Source organism: Micromonospora orduensis, assembly GCF_006228125.1.
Taxonomy (GTDB): Bacteria; Actinomycetota; Actinomycetes; order Mycobacteriales; family Micromonosporaceae; genus Micromonospora; species Micromonospora orduensis.
On sequence record NZ_VDFY01000118.1, the window covers coordinates 22,180 to 42,017 of the forward strand.

A 19,838-nucleotide genomic window follows, 5' to 3' on the forward strand; every position below is an offset into this window, starting at 1 on the left:
AGGTCAGCACAGACCCGGGAGACCGTATGCGCATCCTCAGCTCCATCCCACCGGCCGACCTCGCGGATCTGCGCGTCGGCCGCCTCTCGCCGGCACTGACCCGGCGCCGGCACGTGGACATGATGCGAATGTGCAGCGCGGCGTGTCGCCGCCGCGCCGCGCTCTGACGCGTCCCTCTTTCCACACCCATTTCCAGCGGTACGCCAATCGGGCGCACCGTCCGCGGCGCTACCCGCCGCGGCGCACCCCATCGGAGAGACCTGTGCGATTCCTTCCTGCCCTGACCCGCGTCGCCGCCCTGGGCGCGGCCACGATCCTCGCCGCCACCGCGCTCACCGCGTGCGGCGACGAAGCCTCGACCGACGACGCCGCCAACCCGTACGGCCTGGCGCAGCCGGGTGTCCTACGCGCCGGCACGCTCACCGACGCCCCGCCGAACGTCTACCTCAAGGACGGTAGGTTCACCGGCTTCGACAACGACCTGCTGAGCGCGGTGGCCGGCAAGCTCGGCCTGACTGTCGAGTTCGTCGGAACCGACTTCTCCGCCCTACTCAGCCAGGTCAACAACCACAAGTTCGACGTCGGCAGCTCCTCGATCACCATCACCGAGGCGCGCAAGAAGACAGTCGACTTCGGCAACGGCTACGACTTCGGCTACTTCGGCCTGGACGTCCCGGCCGGCTCGCCGATCACCAGCTTCGACCAGTTGACCGGCAAGCGGGTCGTGGTGGTGCAGGGCACTGTCCAGGACGACTACGCCACCGGCAAGCAGCTCGACCCGGTGCGGGTGCCGGACTACAACGGCGCGATCAACCAGCTCAAGGCCGGCACCGCCGACGCGTGGATCGCCCCGGCGGAGATCGGCGAGAAGTCAGCCGCCGACAGCAACGGCAAGATCACCGTGGTGGCCAAGCAGCTCAGCCCGGCGCCGACCGCGTACGCCGTGGCCAAGGGTGGCGACAAGCTGCGCGAGGCTCTGAACAAGGGCCTCGACGAGGTCATCGCGGACGGCACCTGGAGCCGTCTGCAGGCGCAGTACTACCCGGGTCGGCCGATCCCGGCGGACTTCACGCCGGGCAGCGGCGCGGTCGCGGCGCCGTCCGCGTCCGTCGCGCCGTCGGCGTCCGCGTCGACCGCGTCCTGAGCGGTAACCGGTGACGAGCGAGCGGGGCGGTAGGAGAGGCGACCGATGGATCCGTTGAGCACCCTGTGGGAGACGTTCTTCGACGCCGACGCCATGCGCGAGGCGCTGCCCGAGATGCTGACCGTCGGGCTGCCGAACACGCTGATCCTGGCGGTCTCCGCCGCCCTGCTCGGCTCGGTGCTGGGCCTGCTGCTGGCCGTCGCCGGCATCTCCCGTACCCGTTGGCTGCGCTGGCCGGCGCGGGTCTACACCGACGTGTTCCGGGGTCTGCCGGCCGCCGCGACGATCCTGCTGATCGGCGTCGGGCTGGCGCCGCTGGGCATGGAGGTCTGGGGGCCGGACCCGTACCCGCTGGGCATCCTGGCGCTGTCGTTGATCGCGGCGGCGTACATCGGGGAGATCTTCCGTTCCGGCATCCAGTCGGTGGAGGCCGCCCAGTTGGAGGGCGCCCGCGCCCTCGGTTTCTCCTGGGCCGACGCGATGCGGCTGGTGATCATTCCGCAGGGCATCCGGCGGGTGCTGCCCGCCTGGGTCAACCAGCTCATCGCGTTGATCAAGGACTCCAGCCTGGTCTACTTCCTCGGGCTGGTGGCCAGCCAGCGGGAGCTGTTCCGGATCGGGCAGGACTACGCGGCCACCACAGGCAACGAGTCCGCGCTGCTGCTCGCCGGGCTCTTCTACCTGGCGTTGACCGTCCCGCTGACGCACGTCGTCAACTGGATCGACAGGCGGCTGCGGCACGGCCGACCGGCCACCGCTCCCGTCGACGAGGACGAGGACGACACCCCGGCGCTGGCCGGGGCCCCGGAAGGAGACCGGCGATGACCACCTCCGTGAGCCTGGAGGCGCGCGACGTCCACCTCGCCTTCGGACCGAACCGGGTGCTGCGCGGCGTCGACCTCACCGTGGCGCGCGGCGCGACGGCCTGCGTGATCGGGCCGTCCGGGTCGGGCAAGTCCACTCTGCTGCGGACCCTCAACCGGCTGATCGAGCCCGACCGCGGCGACGTGCTGCTGGACGGCCGCAGCGTGCTGCGCGACGACCCGGACGCGTTGCGGCAGCGGGTCGGCATGGTGTTCCAGCAGTTCAACCTGTTTCCGCACATGACCGTGCTGCGCAACATCACCCTGGCCCTGCGCCGCCTGCGCAAGCTCGGCGAGGACGAGGCGGACGCCGTCGCCCGCGCGCAGCTGGAGCTGGTGGGGCTGGCCGGCCGGGCCGACGCCCGGCCGACGCAGCTCTCCGGCGGTCAGCAGCAGCGGGTGGCGATCGCCCGGGCACTGGCCCTGCGGCCCGAGGTGATGCTCTTCGACGAGGCCACCTCGGCGCTCGACCCCGAGCTGGTCAAGGGCGTGCTCGGGGTGATGGCCGACCTGTCCGCCGCCGGAATGACCATGGTGGTGGTGACCCACGAGATGGGGTTCGCCCGGCAGGTCGCCGACACCGTCGCCTTCATGGACCGGGGTGTGGTGCTGGAGGCCGGCCCGCCCGAGGCGATCTTCGAGGCGGCCGAGCATCCCCGGCTGCGCCGCTTCCTCGCGCAGGTGCTCTGAGGGCCGTCGCTCACCCGGCCTGGCGGCGCAGGTGCGCGGCGAAGGCCGTCAGATCGCCGAGCAGCACCAGGATGGCGTTGCGGTACGCCACCGACGCCCACAGGTGCAGCTCGTCGTCGTCCAGTCCGCCGAACGCCGCCGACAGCGCCTTGCGCCGCCGCCGGTCGAGCACCTTGTGCGGACGCGCGAGCAGGTCGCCCTCGCGGCGCAGGGCCTGAACGTAGGCGGCCACCGCGTCCTGGTAACGCCGACCGGCGACCCGCTCCAGCAGGGTGAACTCGAAGACGTTCAACGCCGCCTCGGACTCCCAGTAGGCGCTGTCCCGCTCCGGTGCGGCCGCGACGTGCCGGCCCATGGCGTGCCGCGCCTCGAAGAGCAACAGCACACCCCGGCCGGTGGTGCTGAGCGGACGGCGGGGCGCCGGCAGCCGGAGCGTCCGCACCGGCGCCGCGCCGATCAGGTCCACCGCACCGGCGTACGACGGCATCCGCTGCGAACCCGACCCCGGCTCCGGCAGCAGACAGGCCCGCTCCTGGTACGGCAACGGGCCGCCGGTGGGCAGCGCCCGCAGCGCCGCGGTGTGCAGCTCGGACAGCGGCCGGTCGTCCCCGGCCCCGTGCGGGGCCAGGGCGAGGACGAGACCGCCGGCGCCGGGCACCGGCACGCCAAGCACGCAGGACGTACGCAGGAACGCCCAGGTCGCCGCCGCCTCGCGGACTCCACTCGCCACCGCCTGTGCGTCGGCCCGCCAGTCCCGGGCGATCCGCAGCCGCTGCTGGATGTCCGCCGTCGCGGCGGCGTCGTGCGGGTACAGCTCGCGCAGCGCCCGGGGCAGCGCTCCGGGGCGCAGGTCCAGAGGGTCACCCGTCGGTGCGGGGACCGCGTGCCGCGCGCAGTCGGCACCGGTGTGCGGGTCACCGTCGACCGCGTGGCAGTCACCGAGCCAGCTCTGCCCCGCCGAGCCCGCCGGCCGGGCGAACGCCAGGTGGGGCAGTCGACCGGTCCGCAGCACCGTCTCGTACTGCGGACGGGCACGCCCGGCGCGCAGGACGTCCAGGGGAAGCACCGGCGACAGCGCCCGTACCGCCTCCAGTGCGACGCAGTGCGGGCAGCGGTCGCGTACGCGGTAGCGGCGCAGATGGTCGACGCCGGGCTGCTCCCACTGGACGGCGATCACGGCGTCGCCCCGCGCCATCAGGTAGAGGAACTCGGTAGCGGCGCGTTCGCGGGTGACCGAGACCAGCTCGTCGAGGAACTCCCGCTCGGTGACCACCCGCGGCTCGTTCCCCGTCGCACCGGTGGTCATGGACACCCCCTCCCGCGGACCGGACGCATCGACGGACGCCGAATGGTTTCCACCGTACCCGGGTGGTGTGGTGGGCAGCCGCCCTCGACCTGCGCCGGACGCTGTCACCAATCCGTCAGGCGTCCAGCCGGCCAGCCGTCGCCACGGCCCGGGCCGTGGCGACGGGCCGACTGTCACTCGCTGGGTCCGCGTCCCAGCAGCCGGATCTCCTCGTTGTCCAGCGCGGCCTGCAACTCCAGGAGCACGAGGTCGTCGATCTCCCGGCTGTCGCGCAGGCGGGTGACCTCCCGGCGCTTGTGGGCGAGGACGCCCAGGCGCAGTTTGCGTTCCAGTCGACGTTCCTCGGCGGTGTCCCCGCCGCTCTCGTTGACGTCCTCCAGGTGCCGCTGGTATTCGGCCTGCAACCGCCGCACCGCATCCTCGCCCGCGCCGACCTCGGCGGCCACGTGGGGCACCGCGGCCAGGCCGACCTCGGTGGCGCGCATCCGGGCCAGCCGGGCCTCGTCGACCCGTTCCGGGTCGCCCGCCAGTCCCGCCCAGCGCACCACAAGCGGCAGGGTGGTGCCCTGGATGAGCATGATCAGCACGATCACCAGCGCCGTCACGAAGATGATCAGATCGCGTTCGACAACCGGTCGACCGGATACCGTCATCGTCGGGACGGCCAGCGCGGCCGCGAGCGACACGGCGCCCCGGAAGCCGGCCCAGCCCGCGACGGTCCCCACCCGCCAGCTCGACGGTCCCGGGCCCTGCTCGACCATCCGGCGGCGTCGCAGCTTCGCCGACTGCGCGGTCAGGTAGATGAAGAACAGCCGGGTGCAGAGGACGACAAGCGTGACCACCAGCACGATCACCACGGCCCTCGCCGGCGAGGTGCTCGTGACACCCCGCACCGCCCTTGGGATCTGGGTGCCGAGCAGCACGAACAGGCCGCCGTTGATGAGGAACGTGGACAGGTCCCAGAACGCGTACGCCAGCACCCGGGAGCGGGCGCGGATCACCCGTGGACCGGCGTAGGCCAGGATCAGACCGGCGACCACCACCGCCAGCACACCGCTGGCGTGCATCGAGTCGGCGAGCAGGAACGCGCCGAACGGGGTCAGCACGCTCAGCGCGCCCTCGCGCAGCGGATCGTCGAGCCGCTTGCGGATCAGCACCACGGCCAAGCCCACCAGCAGTCCGGCGAGCACGCCGCCGACGCTGGCCCCGACGAACTCCTCACTGATGCCCAGCGCGCCCGGCTCCGCGCTCTGGGTGAGCAGCCCCACGGCCACCGCGAAGATCACAAGCGCGGTGCCGTCGTTGATCAGGCTCTCCGCGTGCAGGGTGGTGAGGAGCTTGCGGGGCAGCCGTTTGGCCAGACCGGTGACCGCCGCCGCATCGGTAGGTGCGAGGACCGCGCCGAGCACCCAGGCGGCGGCGGGGTTCACCCCGAACGCCTGCGCGGTGAACGACACCGTGACCATGGTGAGCACCACCAGCACCACGGCGAGCAGACCGATCACCGGCAGATTGGCCCGGATCTCGCGCAGGCTGATGGTGAGGCTCTCCCGGTACAGGATCGCCGGCAGGAAGATCAGCAGCACCAGGTCCGGTTCCAGGGTCAGCTCGGACAGCGGGGGTGCCAGCCCGAGCAGCACCCCGAACACGATGAGCAGGACCGGCGGCGCGACCCGGTACCGGCCGCCGAGCGTGGTGCCGACCAGGACGGTGACGCCCAGCACCACGATCAGGACGAGCACCTCCACGGCGTACCCCCTCGATCCCCGGCCGACGGCGGGCGCGTCGGTGGTTCCATCTGACCGCACCCACCGGCCGGTTCCGACGGAAAGCCCGCAAGTCGCCGTGGGGGTCAGGCGGCGACGCGAGCGCGGGCGGTCACCGCGCGGGCGGTACGACGGTGCCGGGCCGCCTCGTCGTCGCGGCCCAGCGCCGCGGCGAGGTCGGCGAGGTGCCCGGCCACCGGGCCGACGGTGAGCACTCCGCTGCCGGCGGCCAGCTCGTCGGCAGCGGGCAGCAGCTCGGCGTGGACGCGGTCCATCGTGACCCGGTCGCCGAGCAGCCGCGCCGCCCGGCCGACGAGGCAGAGACGGACCTCGCGCAGCAGGTCGTGCGGCCCCGGCGGCAGTGCCCGCAGGGCCGACCCGGCCGCGGTCCGGTCCCCGGCGGCGACCAGCAGCAGCGGGCGGACCCACGGCTCGTGCGGCCCCCAGTCCAGACCCGCCCAACCCTCGTCGTCGGGCTTCGGGAGCGGACGGTCGCCGGCCAGCCGCAGGCCGAGCAGCGCGATCGGGAGCAGACCGCGGGTCAGGCCCGGCATGGCGTCACCAGACAGCCGGTCGGCAGCCGCCCGGTACGCGTCGGCCGCCGCGGCCAACTCGCCGTCAAGCGCCAGCCGCAGCGCGGCGTACCACCTGGTGAAGACGCCGACCAGCGGCAGCTCGTACCGTTCGGCGAGGCGGTCGGCGGCGCGGGCGTGCGCGTCGGCGGCGGGCCGGTCGGCCAGCGCACAGGCGGCCTGGACCAGGACGAGGTGACCCAGCACCTCGAAGGTCACCAGCTGGTGCCGGGCGGCCAGGTCGACCAGCTCGGCGCCGATCCGGGCGCGTTCACCGGCCAGGCCGACCCGGTCGAAGGCGTGCATGAAGCGGGCGTTCAGCGCGAACGCCAGCAGCCCGGGGTCACCGACGGTCCGGGCGATCGTCTCGGCCTCGTCGGCCGCACGACGTCCACGGTCGGTGACGGTGCCGCGCAGCTCCAGGGCGAGGGTGCTCAGCAGCCGGCTGCGCCGCGCCGACCCGGTCGCACCGAGGGCCGCCAGGGCACGCTCGGCGGCCTGCGCGATCCGTCCGGAGAGCAGGTCGTCGTCGTTGCGCGTCCAGATCGCCGGCACGTCGAAACCGGCCAGCACCTCCTCGATCAGCCGGGGGTCGCCGACGGACTCGGCCGCCGTGATCGCCTCGGCCCTCTCCCGCCGCGCCTCGGCGAGGCGGCCCGTCACGGCCAGCGCACGCCCCAGACCCACAAGCGCGGTCAACCGCTCGCGGTGGTGGACCCCGCCGGCCCGGTCGTACGCGTCGATCGCCTGCCGCCACAGCCGGGCCGCCTCGTGCGGGTTGCCGCTCCGTTCGGCCTGCTCGGCCGCCGTGCGGGCGTACGCGGCGGCGCGACCAGCGGCGACCGGCCCGCCGGCGCGCAGCAGGTGGTGGGCCAGCGCGGCCGGTTCGACGGGCTCACGCTGTCGCAGCACCTCGGCGGCGGCACCGTGCCAGGCGGCGCGGCGCGGCGCGGACAGATCGGCGTAGAGCGTGTCGCGGACCAGGATGTGGGTGAAGCGCAGCTGTCCGTCGGTGTCCCGCTCGACGAGGAAGCCCGCCTGAAGGGCGCGGTCCACGGCGTCCAGCACGGTCGAGGGGTCGTCCGCCAACGCGCTGAGCACCTGCGGGTCGAGGTCCCGGCCGAGCACGGCTGCCTGCCGCAGCAGGGTACGGGTCGGCGCGGGCAGCTGCGCCAGCCGGTGCCGGATCACGTCGCGCACCCCGGGCGGCACCGACGCCAGCGCGGCGTCGCCCTCACCCGCGTACAGCTGGGCCAGCTCCCGGACGAAGAAGGGGTTGCCGCCGCTGCGGTAATGGATCAGCTGGGCGGTGGCCGCGTCCAGGTCGACTCCGGCGACGGCGCTGGCCAGTTCGCCTGTCGCCGGAGCGGGCAGGCCGGCGAGATACGCCCGCACCGGTTCCAGCCCGGCCGCGCGGGCCAGGGCGGCGGTCAGCGCCGGGCTGATCTCGGTGGCCCGGTAGGTGCCGAGGATCAGGACCGGCCCGCTGGCCGGTTGCGGGCCGGCCAGGAGCGCGGTCAGCAGGTCCAGGGTGTCGCCGTCGGCACGGTGCAGGTCGTCCAGGACGACCAGCACCGGTTGCCGGTCGGCGACCGCGGAGACCAGCGAGGCGACCGCGCGGTGCCGGCGGAACCGTGTGACGCTGGTGTCGCCCGTGGCGGCGTCGTCCTGTTCGTCGACGCCGGTCGAGCCGGCGAGCGCCTCGGTGACCTGCGTCCAGGGCCAGGCCGCAGGGGCGCCCTCGTACTCCGGGCTGCGCCCCCACGCCGTGGTCCATCCCTGCGCGGCCAGCTGTCGGGTGAGCGTCTCGGCCAACGCGGTCTTGCCGGCCCCTGGCTCGCCGCTGAGCAGGGCGAGCGCGGGCCGGCGGCGACCGGCGGCGGTGTCGGCGGCCAGCCGCAGCCGGGCCAACTCCGCGTCGCGGCCGACGAACGGACGCTCCCGCGCCGCCCCGCCGGGACGGTCCGCGGTCACGACGGGACGATCGACGGTCCCGACGTCGGGGGCGGCGCCGCCGAGGCGCGGGGTGAGGTGCGGCGCCTGGGCCAGGATGTCGGCCTCCAGCCGCCGCAGCTCCGGCCCCGGGTCCACACCCAGCGCGGTCACCAGGACGTCCCGGGCCTCGCGGAGCGCGGCCAGCGCGTCACCCTGCCGACCGGCGCGGTACCTGGCCATCGCCAGCAGCCGCCAGGCGTCCTCGCGCAGCGGGTTGCCGGCGAGGTGGGCCGGCAGGTCGGCGGCGGCCTCGTCCGGCCGTCCCAACGCCAGCAGCGCCTCGGCCCGCCGTTCGACGGCGAGCATCCGCAGCTCGTCCAGTCGGTTGACCTCCGCCACCGCCCAGGCCTCGTTCGCGCAGTCGGCGTACGCGGGACCGCGCCACAACCCGAGCGCCGCATCCAGCGCCTCCAGGGCCGGGGCGGGACGTCCCGCCGCCAACAGCCGGCCGGTCTCGCCGACGGCCGCCTCGAACCGGTCGGCGTCCACCGCGTCCGGGCCGGCCCGCAGCGCGTACCCCGGCGCCTCGGTGAGCAGGATCCGGGGCGGCGTGCGGGGCGGCCGGTCAGGCTCCAGCGCCCGGCGCAGGTCGGCCACGAAGGTGCGGATGGCGCCCACCGCACCGTCCGGTGCGACGTCCCACAGGTCGTCGACGAGCCGTTCCACAGGCACCACCCGGCCGTGGGCGATCAGCAGCCGGGCCAGCACGAGGCGCTGCCGGTGCCCCCTGAGCGGGACCGGGCCACCGTCGGTGGCGGCGGTCACCGGCCCGAGCACCCCGAAGGTCACCGCCGGAGCCGGCTCCGGCTGCCTGGTCATGGCACCAATCTAGGCGGGCCGGCGCGGACCACGGCCGCCCGCCCGCACTGATCGGACGCTGACCGTCCGCTGATCGCCGCGGGGCAGGCTCGACGACGTACGACGGCGTCCGGCCACCGCGCCGGAGCCCGCCCTCATCACCAGGAAGGTTCCCCGTGGACCCCAGGATCAACGGATTCGACTACCAGCGCGTCACGGTCGCCGACGGTGTGACGCTCAACGCCGCCGTGGGCGGTTCCGGGCCACCGATCGTGCTGCTGCACGGCTTTCCGCAGACGCACCTCATGTGGCGGCACGTCGCGGCCGACCTGGCCGCCGACCACACGGTCATCTGCCCCGACCTGCGGGGGTACGGCGACAGCGACAAGCCCGCGGACAGCGACGGCACCGCGTACGCCAAGCGCACCCTGGCGGCCGACGTCGTGGCGCTGGCCGGGGCGCTCGGCCACGAACGGTTCGCGCTGGCCGGGCACGACCGGGGCGCCCTGGTCGCGTTCCGCGCCGGTCTCGACCACCCGGCGGCGATCAGCCAGCTCGCCCTGCTCGACGTGCTGCCCACCCTCGACATGTGGGACGTGCTGCACGGCGCCAGCGCGGCGGTCGCCTTCCACCTCTACCTGATGGCACAGCCGCCCGGTCTGCCCGAGGAGTTGATCGGCGCCAGCCCGGACACCTTCTTCGGTCATTTCCTGGACGTCTGGACCCGCGACCCGGAGGCCCTGCCGGCGGAGGTGCGGGCCTCGTACCTGCGTGCGTCCCGCAACGCGGTCACCTCGATCGTCGCCGACTACCGCGCGTCCGCCGGGGTCGACGTCGCCCACGACGCCGCCGACCGGAGCGCCGGTCGTCAGCTGTCGATGCCGGTGACCGTGCTGCAGCAGGACTGGGGCGCGGCGCTCGGTTACGACGCGGCCGGGCTGTGGCGGGCGTGGGCACCGGACCTGGCGCACCAGACGGTCACCTGCGGGCACTTCATGGCCGAGGAGGCGCCGGCCGAGGTGGTCGGGGCGCTGCGCGCCCTGCTCAGCCGCCCACACCATCAGTAAGACTTACGACACTGTGTGTCAAGGGCGGTCCGGCACAGCCGGACCGCCCGTACCCAATAATGGCCCTGACCTGCGGAAATGCTACGTTACACCAGGTGGACGACAACCGGTCATCGGTGATACACAGGCAGATACCGGCAGCCAACGACGGCCCGTCGCCCACCTCCTCGCCACCGACCGTTCGCACGCAACCGCCACTCCACGGGCCTCCGCCGCAGGAACCGCACCCAGTCACCAACCTCTCCACACGGCACCGGCCCATCGGCCGATGACGGATGGGACGGTTCCTCGACCAGGGAGTTGCCGTGAGATATCTGCGTATCCGGTCCCGCCACCAGCCGTACGAGGTGGCCGTCCTGGTCACGTCGCCGATCTGCGGCGTCCTGATGCTGACCCTCGACGTCCGGCCGACGTCCGTCCAGACGTCCATGCCGGCGCCCGTGCAGGCCGCCTGGGAGCTCGGCCTGATCCTCGTGGGGGTGGGCGGGCTGCTGGGCATCCTGTGGCCCGGCCGGCTCTCCACCGGGCTCGGCCTCGAACTCGCGTCGGTCCTGGTGCTCGGCACCATCACCGGCATGTACGCGGTCGCCCTGGTGTCCCTGTGGAGCCAGCAGTCCCTGGTCGCGTCGTCGTTCGTCGTCGCGGTGACGATCGGCTCGATCTGGCGGGCCATCCAGATCGCCGTCGACCTGCGCCGTCTGGTCCGCGCCTGCCGATGCGTGACCGACCTGCAACTGCAGGGGAGTATCCCGTGAGCGCCCCGCCGGCGCCCGCCGCACCACACTGGGTGCAGGTGGCGCTCAGTGTGTTCGGCATCCTCGGGGGCTCGACCGGTCTGGCCGCGATCGCCACCGTGCTGGTGCAGCGGGGCAAGTTCAAGGCCGACGCCGCCGACACCCTCACCGAGGCCGCCCTCACCCTGGTGCAGCCGTTGCAGACCCGGATCACCGAATTGGAGGGCGAGGCGTTGCACGCCCGCTCGGAGCTGGGGACGCTGCGCGAACAGGTCAACCAGTTGCAGTTCGTGGTCCGGGTGCTCACCCGGACGCTGGACCGCTGGCGGGCCGCGATCCGCGCGCCGGACGCCACCCTGCGCAAGGTCAGAGCGGTCGTGGCGGAGTCCGAACGGCTCCCGGACGGCGGTTGACCGGCCTGCCACGTCTGGCTCAGCCGTGGCCGGCGGAGCCACTGAGTCGTCCGAGGAGGTCGCGTACCGCCGCCCGGAACTCAGGGTCGGACTCGCCCGGATGGTGGCCCCGGACCGGTGGCGGCCGATCCTCCCCCGGCGTGCCCAGCAGCTCCCGGGGGTCCCGCAGCCGCCGGTCGACCCCACCGGCCGGGTCGGCGGCGGCCGGAGGCGGGTCACCGGGTCGGTTCGGGTAGAAGATCCAACCGCCGACCGGGTCGGTGTCGCGCCACAGGTTGATCCACCGCCACCCGACCCGCTCCCCCACGTCACGCATCATCTCCTCGTTGAGGTACGCCGGGTAGAGCCGGGCGTAGAGGCGGTCCAGCGGCGACCCGTAGGTGAGCAGAGCAACCCGTTGACGCACCTGCTGCGGCAGCCGCAGCACCGCCAGGGCCAGCAGCACCGAGCCGTGGCTGTGCCCGCAGAGCAGCACCCCGGCGTGCCGCCCGGCGAGCTGGATGATCCGGTCGGCCAACTCCGGCACCGCGCGGTCGGCGTAACTCGCCGGTGCGAACGGGTGGGCAGCCCGGGGCCAGAAGGTGCCCAGGTCCCACAGGATCCCGACGTGCCGGCGGAACCAGGCCGTCCGGTACCCGAAAACACCACCCACCAGCAGGGTGAGGACCACCGCGGCGACGAGGTAGGTGCCGGCGGTGAGCCCCATCCGGACGGATTCGGCCGGCAGCCCGACATCCCCCGCCAGATCCTCCGGTTGGCGGCCGGTGAGCCCGAGCAGGCTGGTGGCCAGTCCGACCGCCGCGAGAACCGCGTACGTGGCGGCCAGCACGCCCAGCCACTCGGTGAACCGCGCCCGGGCGATGGCCCTGGTGGCCTGCCGCAGCCGCCCGGCCGCCTCCGGCGGCGCGGCGGGAAAGTCGCGGGCGGTGACCATCTCTGCCGCTCGGCGCCGGCGTGACCGCGACAGCAGGGCTATCGCCCCACACAGCAGCACCGCCACGCCCATGTGCAGGAAGAAGGCCAGCAGTGTCCAGCGGTACGGCAGCGGCGGCCCGCCGTCACTGAAGTACCCGCCGAGCACCTCCCCCGTCTGGTAGGCCAGGCCGGCGGAGAGCGCACCGGCCAGGCCGACCGCGATCGCCGCGATGACGGCCGCGCCCAGTCCGTGCCGTAGCACGACGCGGCCGTCCACCCGGCCGCGCTGCCACAGGACCAGGCCGCTGAGCAGCACCAACAGTGCCATCTGGCCGAGCAGCACCGCGCCAGCGACCCCGTCGTAGCCGGGTAGCCCGCCCGACGACGGCCAGTCACGCTCATCACGGGCGATGGCGACAAGCGTCGCCACACTCAGGCCGACAGCCGCCACGCCCGTCGCGCGGGCGCTGCGGGTGGCCGTCCGCGCGGTCGCCGCCGTTGAGGGTGTGGTCGGCAAGCAGCGCCTGGGACAGCCGGGGCAGCGCGAAGATGAAGGCCAGGTCGAAGAAGAGCTCCAGGAACGACGTCCGGCGAGGGTTCTCCCTCCGCTGAAGCAGCCGCTCGGGGAGGCCGTTGTTCATCGCCCCCCTTCCCGGACGTCGCCTGCCGTCCCAGTCGTACCACCCCGGCGACCGGTCGCGGGCGGGTTCCGCCGAGCCCGGGACGTCGGTGCCGGCGTACCCCTGAGCGGGGCTGGCTACCGGTTGGCCGCCCGCTCGGCGACCACCACGGAGATCCCGTCGAGGACGCGTTGCAGACCGAACTCGAAGGCGTACTCCGGGCCGTACGCGGCGCCGTGCTGCTGGCCGGCCGCCGTACCGACCCGGGAGGCGGTCGGATAGCGCTCGGGCGTCAGGAACGTCTCCAGCCAGGGCGCGTGCGACTGCCACCACTGGCCGTCGGTCAGGCCCGTGTCCCGCTCCAGGTCGACCACCTCGGACGCGGAGCGCGCGGAACTCTTCACGTGCCCGAGCACGAGGGTGAGCACCGCGTCCATCTCGACGTCGGTGAGCCCGATGTCGGCGACCGCGCCGAGTTCGTAGTCGTACTTGGCCACCAGGTGCGGACCGAGCACCGGTCGGGTCGTCTCGGCCCGCAGCATCCACGGATGCCGCTGGTAGAGCGCGAGATTGTCCCGGGCGATCCGCTCCAGCCGGACCCGCCAGTCCCCCTCGACCGCGGGGCGCGGCATCTCGCCGTACGCCGTGTCGATCATGACGTCGACGAGTTCGGCCTTGCCCGGCACGTAGGTGTAGACCGACATCGTGCCCACCCCCAGCGCCTCACCGACGCGGCGCATGGTCAGCGCGTCGAGGCCCTCGGCGTCGGCGATGTCGATGGCGGCACGGACGATCCGGTCGACGCTGAGCCCCTGCCCGGCGCTGCGGCTGGTCGGCTCCCGGGTGCGCCAGAGGATGGCCAGGCTGCGGGCCGGGTCCGCGGTCGCCTTACGCTCACTCGCCATGGTGCGGCCATCCTAACAACGCGGGCGTACGACGTACGCCGCGCGGCTGGCCGGGTCAGGTGGCCTCGCGGTCGTCGGCCAGCGCGCGGCCGGCGGCGGCCGGTACCAGGTGCCGCACCTCCGGGGCGCCGTCGGCGCACTCCCGGGCCCGCTCCTCGGCCGCACGGTCCTCGCCGGTCAGCCGGCCACCGTGCTGGCGCAGGTGCTCGTCCCAGGACGGCACCAGGTACACCTCGACGAACTGGTCAGTGGCCTCGGCCGGACGGAACAGCCCCCAGCGCATCGCACCGGTCCGCTGCCGGGCGGCGCGCACCAGGTCCATGGCCGCCAGGAACGGCCGGGTGCGCTCCGGCCGGACGCTGTACCGCACCGTCACCAGCACCGGCCCCACCCTCGGGTCCGGCTCGTACGCGAGGTGCAGCTGCGGCCAGTAGGCCGCCGGTTCCCGGTTCACCGCGCGCAGGTCGGGCAGTGGCCAGATCCGGCTCGTCACGGTGCCGACCAGCATCAACGCCGCCGCCGCGAGGTAGGCGAGGACCAGGCCACCCGTGTCGGCCACCAGCCCCCACAGCAGAGCGCCGACCGCCTGCCCGCCCGCGAAGCACACCTGGTAGACGGCCAGGCCACGGGCGCGTACCCAGGCCGGCAGGAAGAGCTGCATCTCGGCGTTGACGTTCGCCAGCACCGTCACCCAGGCCATCCCGGCGGGCAGCAGGGCGAGAAGCACCAGCGGCACCACCCGTACCGTGGCGACCACGGCCAACGCCACGGTGAACACCGCCCCGGCAGTGAACAGGAGCTGGTTCGCCGACAGGCGGGTACGGATCACGGCCAACAGCAACCCACCGACGACCGCGCCCACCCCGAGGGCTGCCAGCAGCAACCCGTACCCGCCGGAGCCCAGCCCCAGCCGACGGCTCGCCACCAACGGCAGCAACGCCCACAGCGCGCTGGCCGGGATCACGAAGACCAGCGCCCGACGCAGCAACCGACGCACGGTCGGCGAGTGGCGGACGTACCGGCTGCCGGCGCGCAGCGCGGCGGTGAACCGCTCGGGGACCTCGACCGCGCGGGCAGTGCCGGGCCGCCAGCGCCACAGCGCGTACGTGAAGATCGCGAAGGCGACCGCGTTGAACCCGAAGACCGGGGCGACACCGGTACGGGCGATCAGCACACCGGCCAGCGCCGGCCCGACCGCCCGCGCCACGTTCACGCTTATCGAACCGAGCGCGGACGCCGACCGCAGCTGCTCCTGCGGCACCAGCTCCGGGATCACCGCCGCCCAGGCCGGCAGGGTGAGCGCCTGCCCGACCCCGAACGCGAAGGTGAGCGTGAGCAGCAGCGCCGGCGGCATCCGGTCGGTCAGGGTGAGCAGCGTCAGGGCGAGGGCCACCACGACGAGGAACAGCTGCACGGCGATCAGCAGGTGCCGACGGTCGAAGTTGTCGGCGAGCACCCCGGCGGGCAGCGCCAGCAGCAGCACGGGCAGCAGGCTGGCGGTCTGCACCAGGGCGACGAGGGTCGAGGCGTTGGAGTGGTGGATCAGCAGCCACTGCGCGCCGACCGTCTGCATCCAGGTGCCGATGTTGGCGACGAGCAGGGCCAGCCACAGGTTGCGGTAGACCGTGGTCCGCAGCGGCGCCCACGCCGAGGCCGGACGGTCGGTGGGTCCGGCTCCGGCCGTCACCACCGCCCGTCCGCGCGTAGCACGCGCTCGCCGGACACGTACAGGTCGTCGGGTTCGAGCAGCAGGAGCCGGACGACCTCGGAGGCGACCTGTTCCGGCAGGGCGTACACCTCGTCGAGGAAGTCGGCGCCGACCCGTTCCTGTAGCCGGGTCGGCATCGGCCCGGGATGCAGCTGCATCACCTTGACCCGGTTGCTGTGCTGGGCCTCGGCCAGCGAATCGACCAGGCTGTTGCCGTAGCTCTTGGTGGCCCGGTAGACGGGGATGCCGGGCCGGGGGGCCGCCAGCGCCAGCGCGCCGATGTACACGACGTTGCCGTGGCCCTGCCGGTGCAGGTGCTGCACCGCCTCGCGCATCAGGTAGGTGAGGCCCAGAACGTTGATCTCCACGGCCCGGCGGATGTGCTCTACCGACAGGTCCCCCAGGTCGCCGCCTGCCCACATCGAGGCGCAGGCCGCCACCCCGTCGATAGTGCCGTAGCGCTCGACCACCTCGGCGAACCCGTCGCGGACCTGCTCGTAGGAGGCGATGTCGCAGACCGCCCCGTCGCACCCCAGTTCGTCGGTCACCGCGGCTACCTCGGCCGGCACGTTGCCGAACACCACGACCTGATGCTCGTCCACGAGCAGTCGGGCCACCGCGAGACCGAGACCGCTGGTCCCGCCGACCACCACGAAGGTTCTGGCACCCATGTCTCTCCCGCCGTCGCGAGCACAGCTCACGCGGGTCGCGTGATGGCGCGTCCTTCCCGTTTCCGGACCCCGCACACCCGTCAGGCCGGTAGTGCTGGGCATACCCGCGAAGTGGATCTGGACGGCTGGGGCGCCAGTTCGCCCGCGATTAGCGTCTGTGGCATGACCCCGCAACGCCCTTCCCACCTGGCCGAAGCGCTACGTCGCCGCGACTGGCTGGTCTCCGCCTGGCCCTGGCGGGCGCTGGCCTACCTGGTCAGCACCGTGCCGATCGCGGGTGTGCTCGCCGTCGGGTTGCTCGTCATCGGCGCACCCCTGCTCGCCGCAGTCAACGCGGTGCGGCTGCACGGACGACCGCCGGGGATACCGCTGACGCTGTTCCTGGCGGTCGGCAGCCTCACCCTGCTGGCGCTCGCGCCGATCGTGAGTTTCCCGGTCGCCGCCGTGGAGCGGTGGCGGCTCGGGCTCGTGGACGGCCGCCCCCTGCCGGCGTCCCCGTGGCCGGGCCTGGCCGCCCGGTACCGCACCGCCGCCGGCTGGCGGGAGGTGGCGTACCTGTTCTGGCTGGGTGGGATAGCCCCGGTCGCGTACTGGGTGTTTCTGCTGCTGGTGCTGCTCGACCTCGGGATGGTCACCAGCCCCTGGCTGGTCAGCGACGCCGACCCGGTGGTGGTCTGGCAGCCGATCGAGACCACCGGGGAGGCCGTTCCGTACGCGGTCGTCGGGGTGCTGCTGCTACCGGTCCTGGGCTACGCGGCCGGTCTGCTCGCCACCGTCCAGGCCGCGGTGGCCCGGTGGGCGCTCGCCTGGCCGGTCGACGCGGCGGCGCTGCGCGAGGTCGCCCGGTCCCGCACCCGCCTGGTCGGCGCGTACGAGGCCGAACGGCGCCGCATCGAACGGGATCTGCACGATGGCGCGCAGCCCCGGCTGACCAGCCTCACTCTTCAGCTGGGTCTGGCCCGGCTGGACGTACCGGAGGACTCCCCGGCCTCCCGGCCCCTCGCCGTGGCGCACGACCAGGCGCGCGGACTGATGGTGATGCTGCGGCAGCTGGTGCACGGCATCCGACCGCAGAGCCTCACCGACCTCGGCCTGGCCGGCGCTGTCCGCGAGCTGGCGGACGTGGCCACCGTCGCGGTCACCGTGCACGCCGACATCGACGGCGAGCTGCCGGAGATCGTCGAGACCACCGCGTACTTCGTGGTGTCCGAGGCGCTGGGCAACGTGGCCCGGCACGCCGGGGCGACCCGCGCCGACGTGCGCCTCACACGGGCCGGCGGCGACCTCGTGGTCGAGGTGTCCGACGACGGTCGCGGCGGCGCCGACCCGGCCCGGGGCACCGGCCTGACCGGCCTCGCCGACCGGGTCGCCGCCGCCGACGGGCGGCTGCTGCTGTCCAGCCCGCCCGGCGGGCCTACCCTGGTCCGGGTGGAGCTGCCATGTCGTCGGTGACCCGGGTGGTGCTCGCCGAGGACGAGGTGCTGCTGCGCGAAGGGCTGGTCGCGCTGCTGACCCGCTTCGACTTCGCGGTGTGCGCCGCCGTCGGTTCCGCGCCGGAACTGCTGGACGCCGCCCGGGAGCACCAGCCGGACCTGGTGCTGACCGACATCCGGATGCCGCCCGGTCGACGCGACGACGGGCTGCGCGCGGCCGTGGCGCTGCGCGCCGAACGGCCCGGACTCCCGGTGGTGGTGCTCAGCCAGTACGTGCAGACCGGGTACGCGGCGGCGCTGCTGGACAGCGGCGACGGCCAGCGGGTGGGCTACCTGCTCAAGGACCGCGTCGCCGAGGTCGCCGAGTTCGTCGACACGCTGCGCCGGGTCACCGCGGGCGGAACCGCCATCGACCCGGACGTGGTCCGGCAACTCCTGCACCGCCCGCGTGATCCGCTCGCCGCGCTGTCCGGGCGGGAACGCGAGGTGCTGGCGCTGCTGGCCGAGGGCCGGTCGAACGCGTCGATCGCGGCCCGGCTGCACGTCACCGAGGCGGCGGTCGGCAAGCACGTCGGCAACATCCTGCTGAAGCTCGACCTGCCGCCCAGCGACGACACCAACCGAAGGGTGCTCGCGGTGCTCACCTACCTGCGCAGCGACCCGGCGGCCTGACCAGCGGCGGGCCGGGAGCGGGGCGTAGATTCGACAAGCGGTACCGCCGCCGCTCAGGGCCGCGGACCGGCGAGACGGGGGTCCGGCATGGCGGAGGTACTGCGGGTTGGCCTGCTGGGGTACGGGCTGGCGGGCCGGGTGTTCCACGCGCCGCTGATCGCCGCGACGCCGGGCCTGCGCCTCGACGCCATCGTGACCCGCGATCCGCAGCGGCGCGAGCAGGCCCGGCAGCACTTCCCGGACGCCCGCCTGGTCGACGACGCCGACGAGTTGTGGCGTACGCCGGACGCGTTGGACCTGGTCGTGGTGGCGACGCCGAACCGGCAGCACGTGCCGATGGCGCGGGCGGCGCTCGCCGCCGGCCTGCCGGTCGTCGTCGACAAGCCCCTGTCCCCCACGGCGGCCGAGGGCCGCGCGCTCGTCGACGAGGCGGCCGAGCGTGGGGTGCCGCTGACGGTGTTCCAGAACCGGCGCTGGGACGGCGACTTCCTGACCGCCCGTCGCCTGGTCGAGCAGGGCGAGTTGGGGCGGGTGCTGCGCTTCGAGTCCCGGTTCGAGCGTTTCCGGCCCACGATCAAGCCGGGCTGGCGGGAGCTCGCCGGTCCCGAGGAGGCCGGCGGCGCCCTCTTCGACCTCGGCGCCCACCTCGTCGACCAGGCGGTGCAGCTGTTCGGCAGGGTGGACCGCGTGTACGCGGAGGTGGACAGGCGCCGCGCGGGTGCGGCTGTGGACGACGACGCCTTCGTGGCGTTGACCCACGCCAACGGGGTGCACTCGCACCTGTGGATGGGCGCGGTGACCGCGCAGCTCGGCCCCCGACTGCGGGTGCTCGGCGACCGGGCCGGCTACACGACGTACGGGCTGGACGTGCAGGAGGCGGCGCTGCACGACGGCGGCCGACCGGACCAGCCGGGCTGGGGCGAGGTCCCGCCGGAGCGGTACGGCCTGCTCGGCGTGGACGGTGACCTGCGGCCGGTGCCGACCGAGCCGGGCGCGTACCAGAGCTTCTACGCGCAGGTGGCGGCGGCGCTGCGGGACGGCACGCCGATGCCTGTGGACCCACGGGACTCGGTCGCCACCGTCGAGTTGATCGAGTTGGCGCACCGGTCGGCGGCCGAGGGCACGGTAGTGCCTGTCCCGACCGCCTGACCGCCGTCTGCCCGAAACCCAGTGGAGTGGCGCCGCCGCGCGCCGTTACCGTGCGGCGCGGGAACACGTCGTCTAGGCCGCCCGGATCCCGGTCCGGCCGGTACGACTGATCGCCGATGGGTGCGGTCTGTCGCGGGGCGAGGTCGAGCGGCTGGTCACGGAAGGGAAGATCGTGTCGGCGGTCCGGCTGGGTGGCACGCTCTCCGGCGACTTCACCTTCACGCTCAAACGCTGATCGGTCGTCGAAGACCACGGGCCTGTCCGGCACGATCCGCCGGGCAGGCCCTAGCTGTTCTGTCCAGAGAGGTTGGGGACGCGGCTGGCGGGTGGGCCGCCGAGTGCGGTGTGGTGGCGGTGGTGATTGTAGGTGTGGAGCCAGGCGGGTAGGGCCGCTCGTCGGGCGGTCTCGGATCGGTA

19 protein-coding genes and 1 pseudogene are annotated in these 19,838 nt (G+C 73.8%); 11 read left to right on the forward strand and 9 right to left on the reverse strand.

Going from position 1 to position 19,838, the window contains the following annotated elements; all coding sequences use genetic code 11:
• Positions 1-26: 26 nt before the first annotated feature.
• From FHG89_RS32855 to FHG89_RS08980, 4 genes are all read left to right on the forward strand, one after another.
• Positions 27-167 carry a hypothetical protein gene (locus FHG89_RS32855; RefSeq protein WP_167517364.1) on the forward strand — a complete coding sequence of 47 codons (141 nt, stop codon included), beginning with the start codon at positions 27-29 and terminating at the stop codon, positions 165-167.
• 95 nt (positions 168-262) lie between these two features.
• Positions 263-1,144 carry an ABC transporter substrate-binding protein gene (locus FHG89_RS08970; RefSeq protein WP_139583905.1) on the forward strand — a complete coding sequence of 294 codons (882 nt, stop codon included), beginning with the start codon at positions 263-265 and terminating at the stop codon, positions 1,142-1,144.
• 45 nt (positions 1,145-1,189) lie between these two features.
• Positions 1,190-1,969 carry an amino acid ABC transporter permease gene (locus tag FHG89_RS08975; RefSeq protein ID WP_139583906.1) on the forward strand — a complete coding sequence of 260 codons (780 nt, stop codon included), beginning with the start codon at positions 1,190-1,192 and terminating at the stop codon, positions 1,967-1,969.
• On the forward strand, positions 1,966-2,697 hold the full coding sequence (locus FHG89_RS08980; protein ID WP_139583907.1) for an amino acid ABC transporter ATP-binding protein: 732 nt from the start codon (positions 1,966-1,968) through the stop codon (positions 2,695-2,697). The genes FHG89_RS08975 and FHG89_RS08980 overlap by 4 nt, the downstream gene beginning before the upstream one ends.
• 10 nt (positions 2,698-2,707) lie before the next feature.
• On the opposite strand, the gene FHG89_RS08985 is transcribed toward FHG89_RS08980, so the two are convergent.
• From FHG89_RS08985 to FHG89_RS08995, 3 genes are all read right to left on the reverse strand, one after another.
• The gene (locus FHG89_RS08985) at positions 2,708-4,003 is read right to left on the reverse strand and encodes a hypothetical protein (protein ID WP_139583908.1); all 1,296 of its coding nucleotides are present in this window, start codon (positions 4,001-4,003) and stop codon (positions 2,708-2,710) included.
• Between the two features lie 173 nt (positions 4,004-4,176).
• Positions 4,177-5,751, reverse strand: coding sequence for a Na+/H+ antiporter (locus tag FHG89_RS08990; protein ID WP_139583909.1), 1,575 nt, complete (start codon positions 5,749-5,751; stop codon positions 4,177-4,179).
• A gap of 104 nt (positions 5,752-5,855) precedes the next feature.
• Positions 5,856-9,155 carry an ATP-binding protein gene (locus FHG89_RS08995; protein ID WP_139583910.1) on the reverse strand — a complete coding sequence of 1,100 codons (3,300 nt, stop codon included), beginning with the start codon at positions 9,153-9,155 and terminating at the stop codon, positions 5,856-5,858.
• A 155-nt stretch (positions 9,156-9,310) separates the two neighbouring features.
• Here FHG89_RS08995 and FHG89_RS09000 point away from each other — a divergent pair, with 155 nt between their 5' ends.
• The 3 genes from FHG89_RS09000 to FHG89_RS09010 all read left to right on the forward strand — a co-directional run bounded on the left by FHG89_RS09000 (position 9,311) and on the right by FHG89_RS09010 (position 11,348).
• Positions 9,311-10,201 carry an alpha/beta fold hydrolase gene (locus tag FHG89_RS09000; protein ID WP_139583911.1) on the forward strand — a complete coding sequence of 297 codons (891 nt, stop codon included), beginning with the start codon at positions 9,311-9,313 and terminating at the stop codon, positions 10,199-10,201.
• Between the two features lie 305 nt (positions 10,202-10,506).
• Positions 10,507-10,956, forward strand: coding sequence for a hypothetical protein (locus FHG89_RS09005; protein WP_139583912.1), 450 nt, complete (start codon positions 10,507-10,509; stop codon positions 10,954-10,956).
• Positions 10,953-11,348 (forward strand): hypothetical protein, encoded by a 396-nt coding sequence (locus tag FHG89_RS09010; RefSeq protein WP_139583913.1) that lies wholly within the window; start codon positions 10,953-10,955, stop codon positions 11,346-11,348. Before FHG89_RS09005 ends, FHG89_RS09010 begins: the two co-directional genes overlap by 4 nt.
• A gap of 19 nt (positions 11,349-11,367) precedes the next feature.
• On the opposite strand, the gene FHG89_RS09015 is transcribed toward FHG89_RS09010, so the two are convergent.
• The 5 genes from FHG89_RS09015 to FHG89_RS09035 form a co-directional block, all read right to left on the reverse strand.
• Positions 11,368-12,714 (reverse strand): hypothetical protein, encoded by a 1,347-nt coding sequence (locus FHG89_RS09015; RefSeq protein WP_167517365.1) that lies wholly within the window; start codon positions 12,712-12,714, stop codon positions 11,368-11,370.
• Complete coding sequence (locus tag FHG89_RS09020; RefSeq protein ID WP_139583915.1) at positions 12,665-12,904, reverse strand: hypothetical protein; 240 nt, start codon at positions 12,902-12,904, stop codon at positions 12,665-12,667. Before FHG89_RS09020 ends, FHG89_RS09015 begins: the two co-directional genes overlap by 50 nt.
• A gap of 116 nt (positions 12,905-13,020) precedes the next feature.
• The gene (locus FHG89_RS09025; RefSeq protein ID WP_139583916.1) at positions 13,021-13,788 is read right to left on the reverse strand and encodes a TetR/AcrR family transcriptional regulator; all 768 of its coding nucleotides are present in this window, start codon (positions 13,786-13,788) and stop codon (positions 13,021-13,023) included.
• A gap of 55 nt (positions 13,789-13,843) precedes the next feature.
• Positions 13,844-15,478, reverse strand: coding sequence for an MFS transporter (locus FHG89_RS09030; RefSeq protein ID WP_139583917.1), 1,635 nt, complete (start codon positions 15,476-15,478; stop codon positions 13,844-13,846).
• Complete coding sequence (locus FHG89_RS09035; RefSeq protein ID WP_167517366.1) at positions 15,472-16,167, reverse strand: SDR family NAD(P)-dependent oxidoreductase; 696 nt, start codon at positions 16,165-16,167, stop codon at positions 15,472-15,474. Before FHG89_RS09035 ends, FHG89_RS09030 begins: the two co-directional genes overlap by 7 nt.
• Positions 16,168-16,329: 162 nt before the next feature.
• Between FHG89_RS09035 and FHG89_RS09040 the strand changes: the two genes are divergently transcribed.
• From FHG89_RS09040 to FHG89_RS09055, 4 genes are all read left to right on the forward strand, one after another.
• Positions 16,330-17,619 carry a sensor histidine kinase gene (locus FHG89_RS09040; RefSeq protein WP_139583919.1) on the forward strand — a complete coding sequence of 430 codons (1,290 nt, stop codon included), beginning with the start codon at positions 16,330-16,332 and terminating at the stop codon, positions 17,617-17,619.
• Positions 17,607-18,272 (forward strand): response regulator transcription factor, encoded by a 666-nt coding sequence (locus tag FHG89_RS09045; protein ID WP_139583920.1) that lies wholly within the window; start codon positions 17,607-17,609, stop codon positions 18,270-18,272. Before FHG89_RS09040 ends, FHG89_RS09045 begins: the two co-directional genes overlap by 13 nt.
• A gap of 87 nt (positions 18,273-18,359) precedes the next feature.
• A complete protein-coding gene (locus FHG89_RS09050; protein WP_139583921.1) occupies positions 18,360-19,421 on the forward strand; it encodes a Gfo/Idh/MocA family oxidoreductase in 1,062 nt (353 codons plus the stop codon).
• Between the two features lie 85 nt (positions 19,422-19,506).
• Complete coding sequence (locus FHG89_RS09055) at positions 19,507-19,656, forward strand: DUF1062 domain-containing protein (RefSeq protein WP_280116057.1); 150 nt, start codon at positions 19,507-19,509, stop codon at positions 19,654-19,656.
• Positions 19,657-19,706: 50 nt separating this feature from the next.
• On the opposite strand, the pseudogene FHG89_RS09060 reads toward FHG89_RS09055, so the two are convergent.
• Positions 19,707-19,838 (reverse strand): annotated as a pseudogene (locus FHG89_RS09060) (IS481 family transposase); the annotation flags it as partial.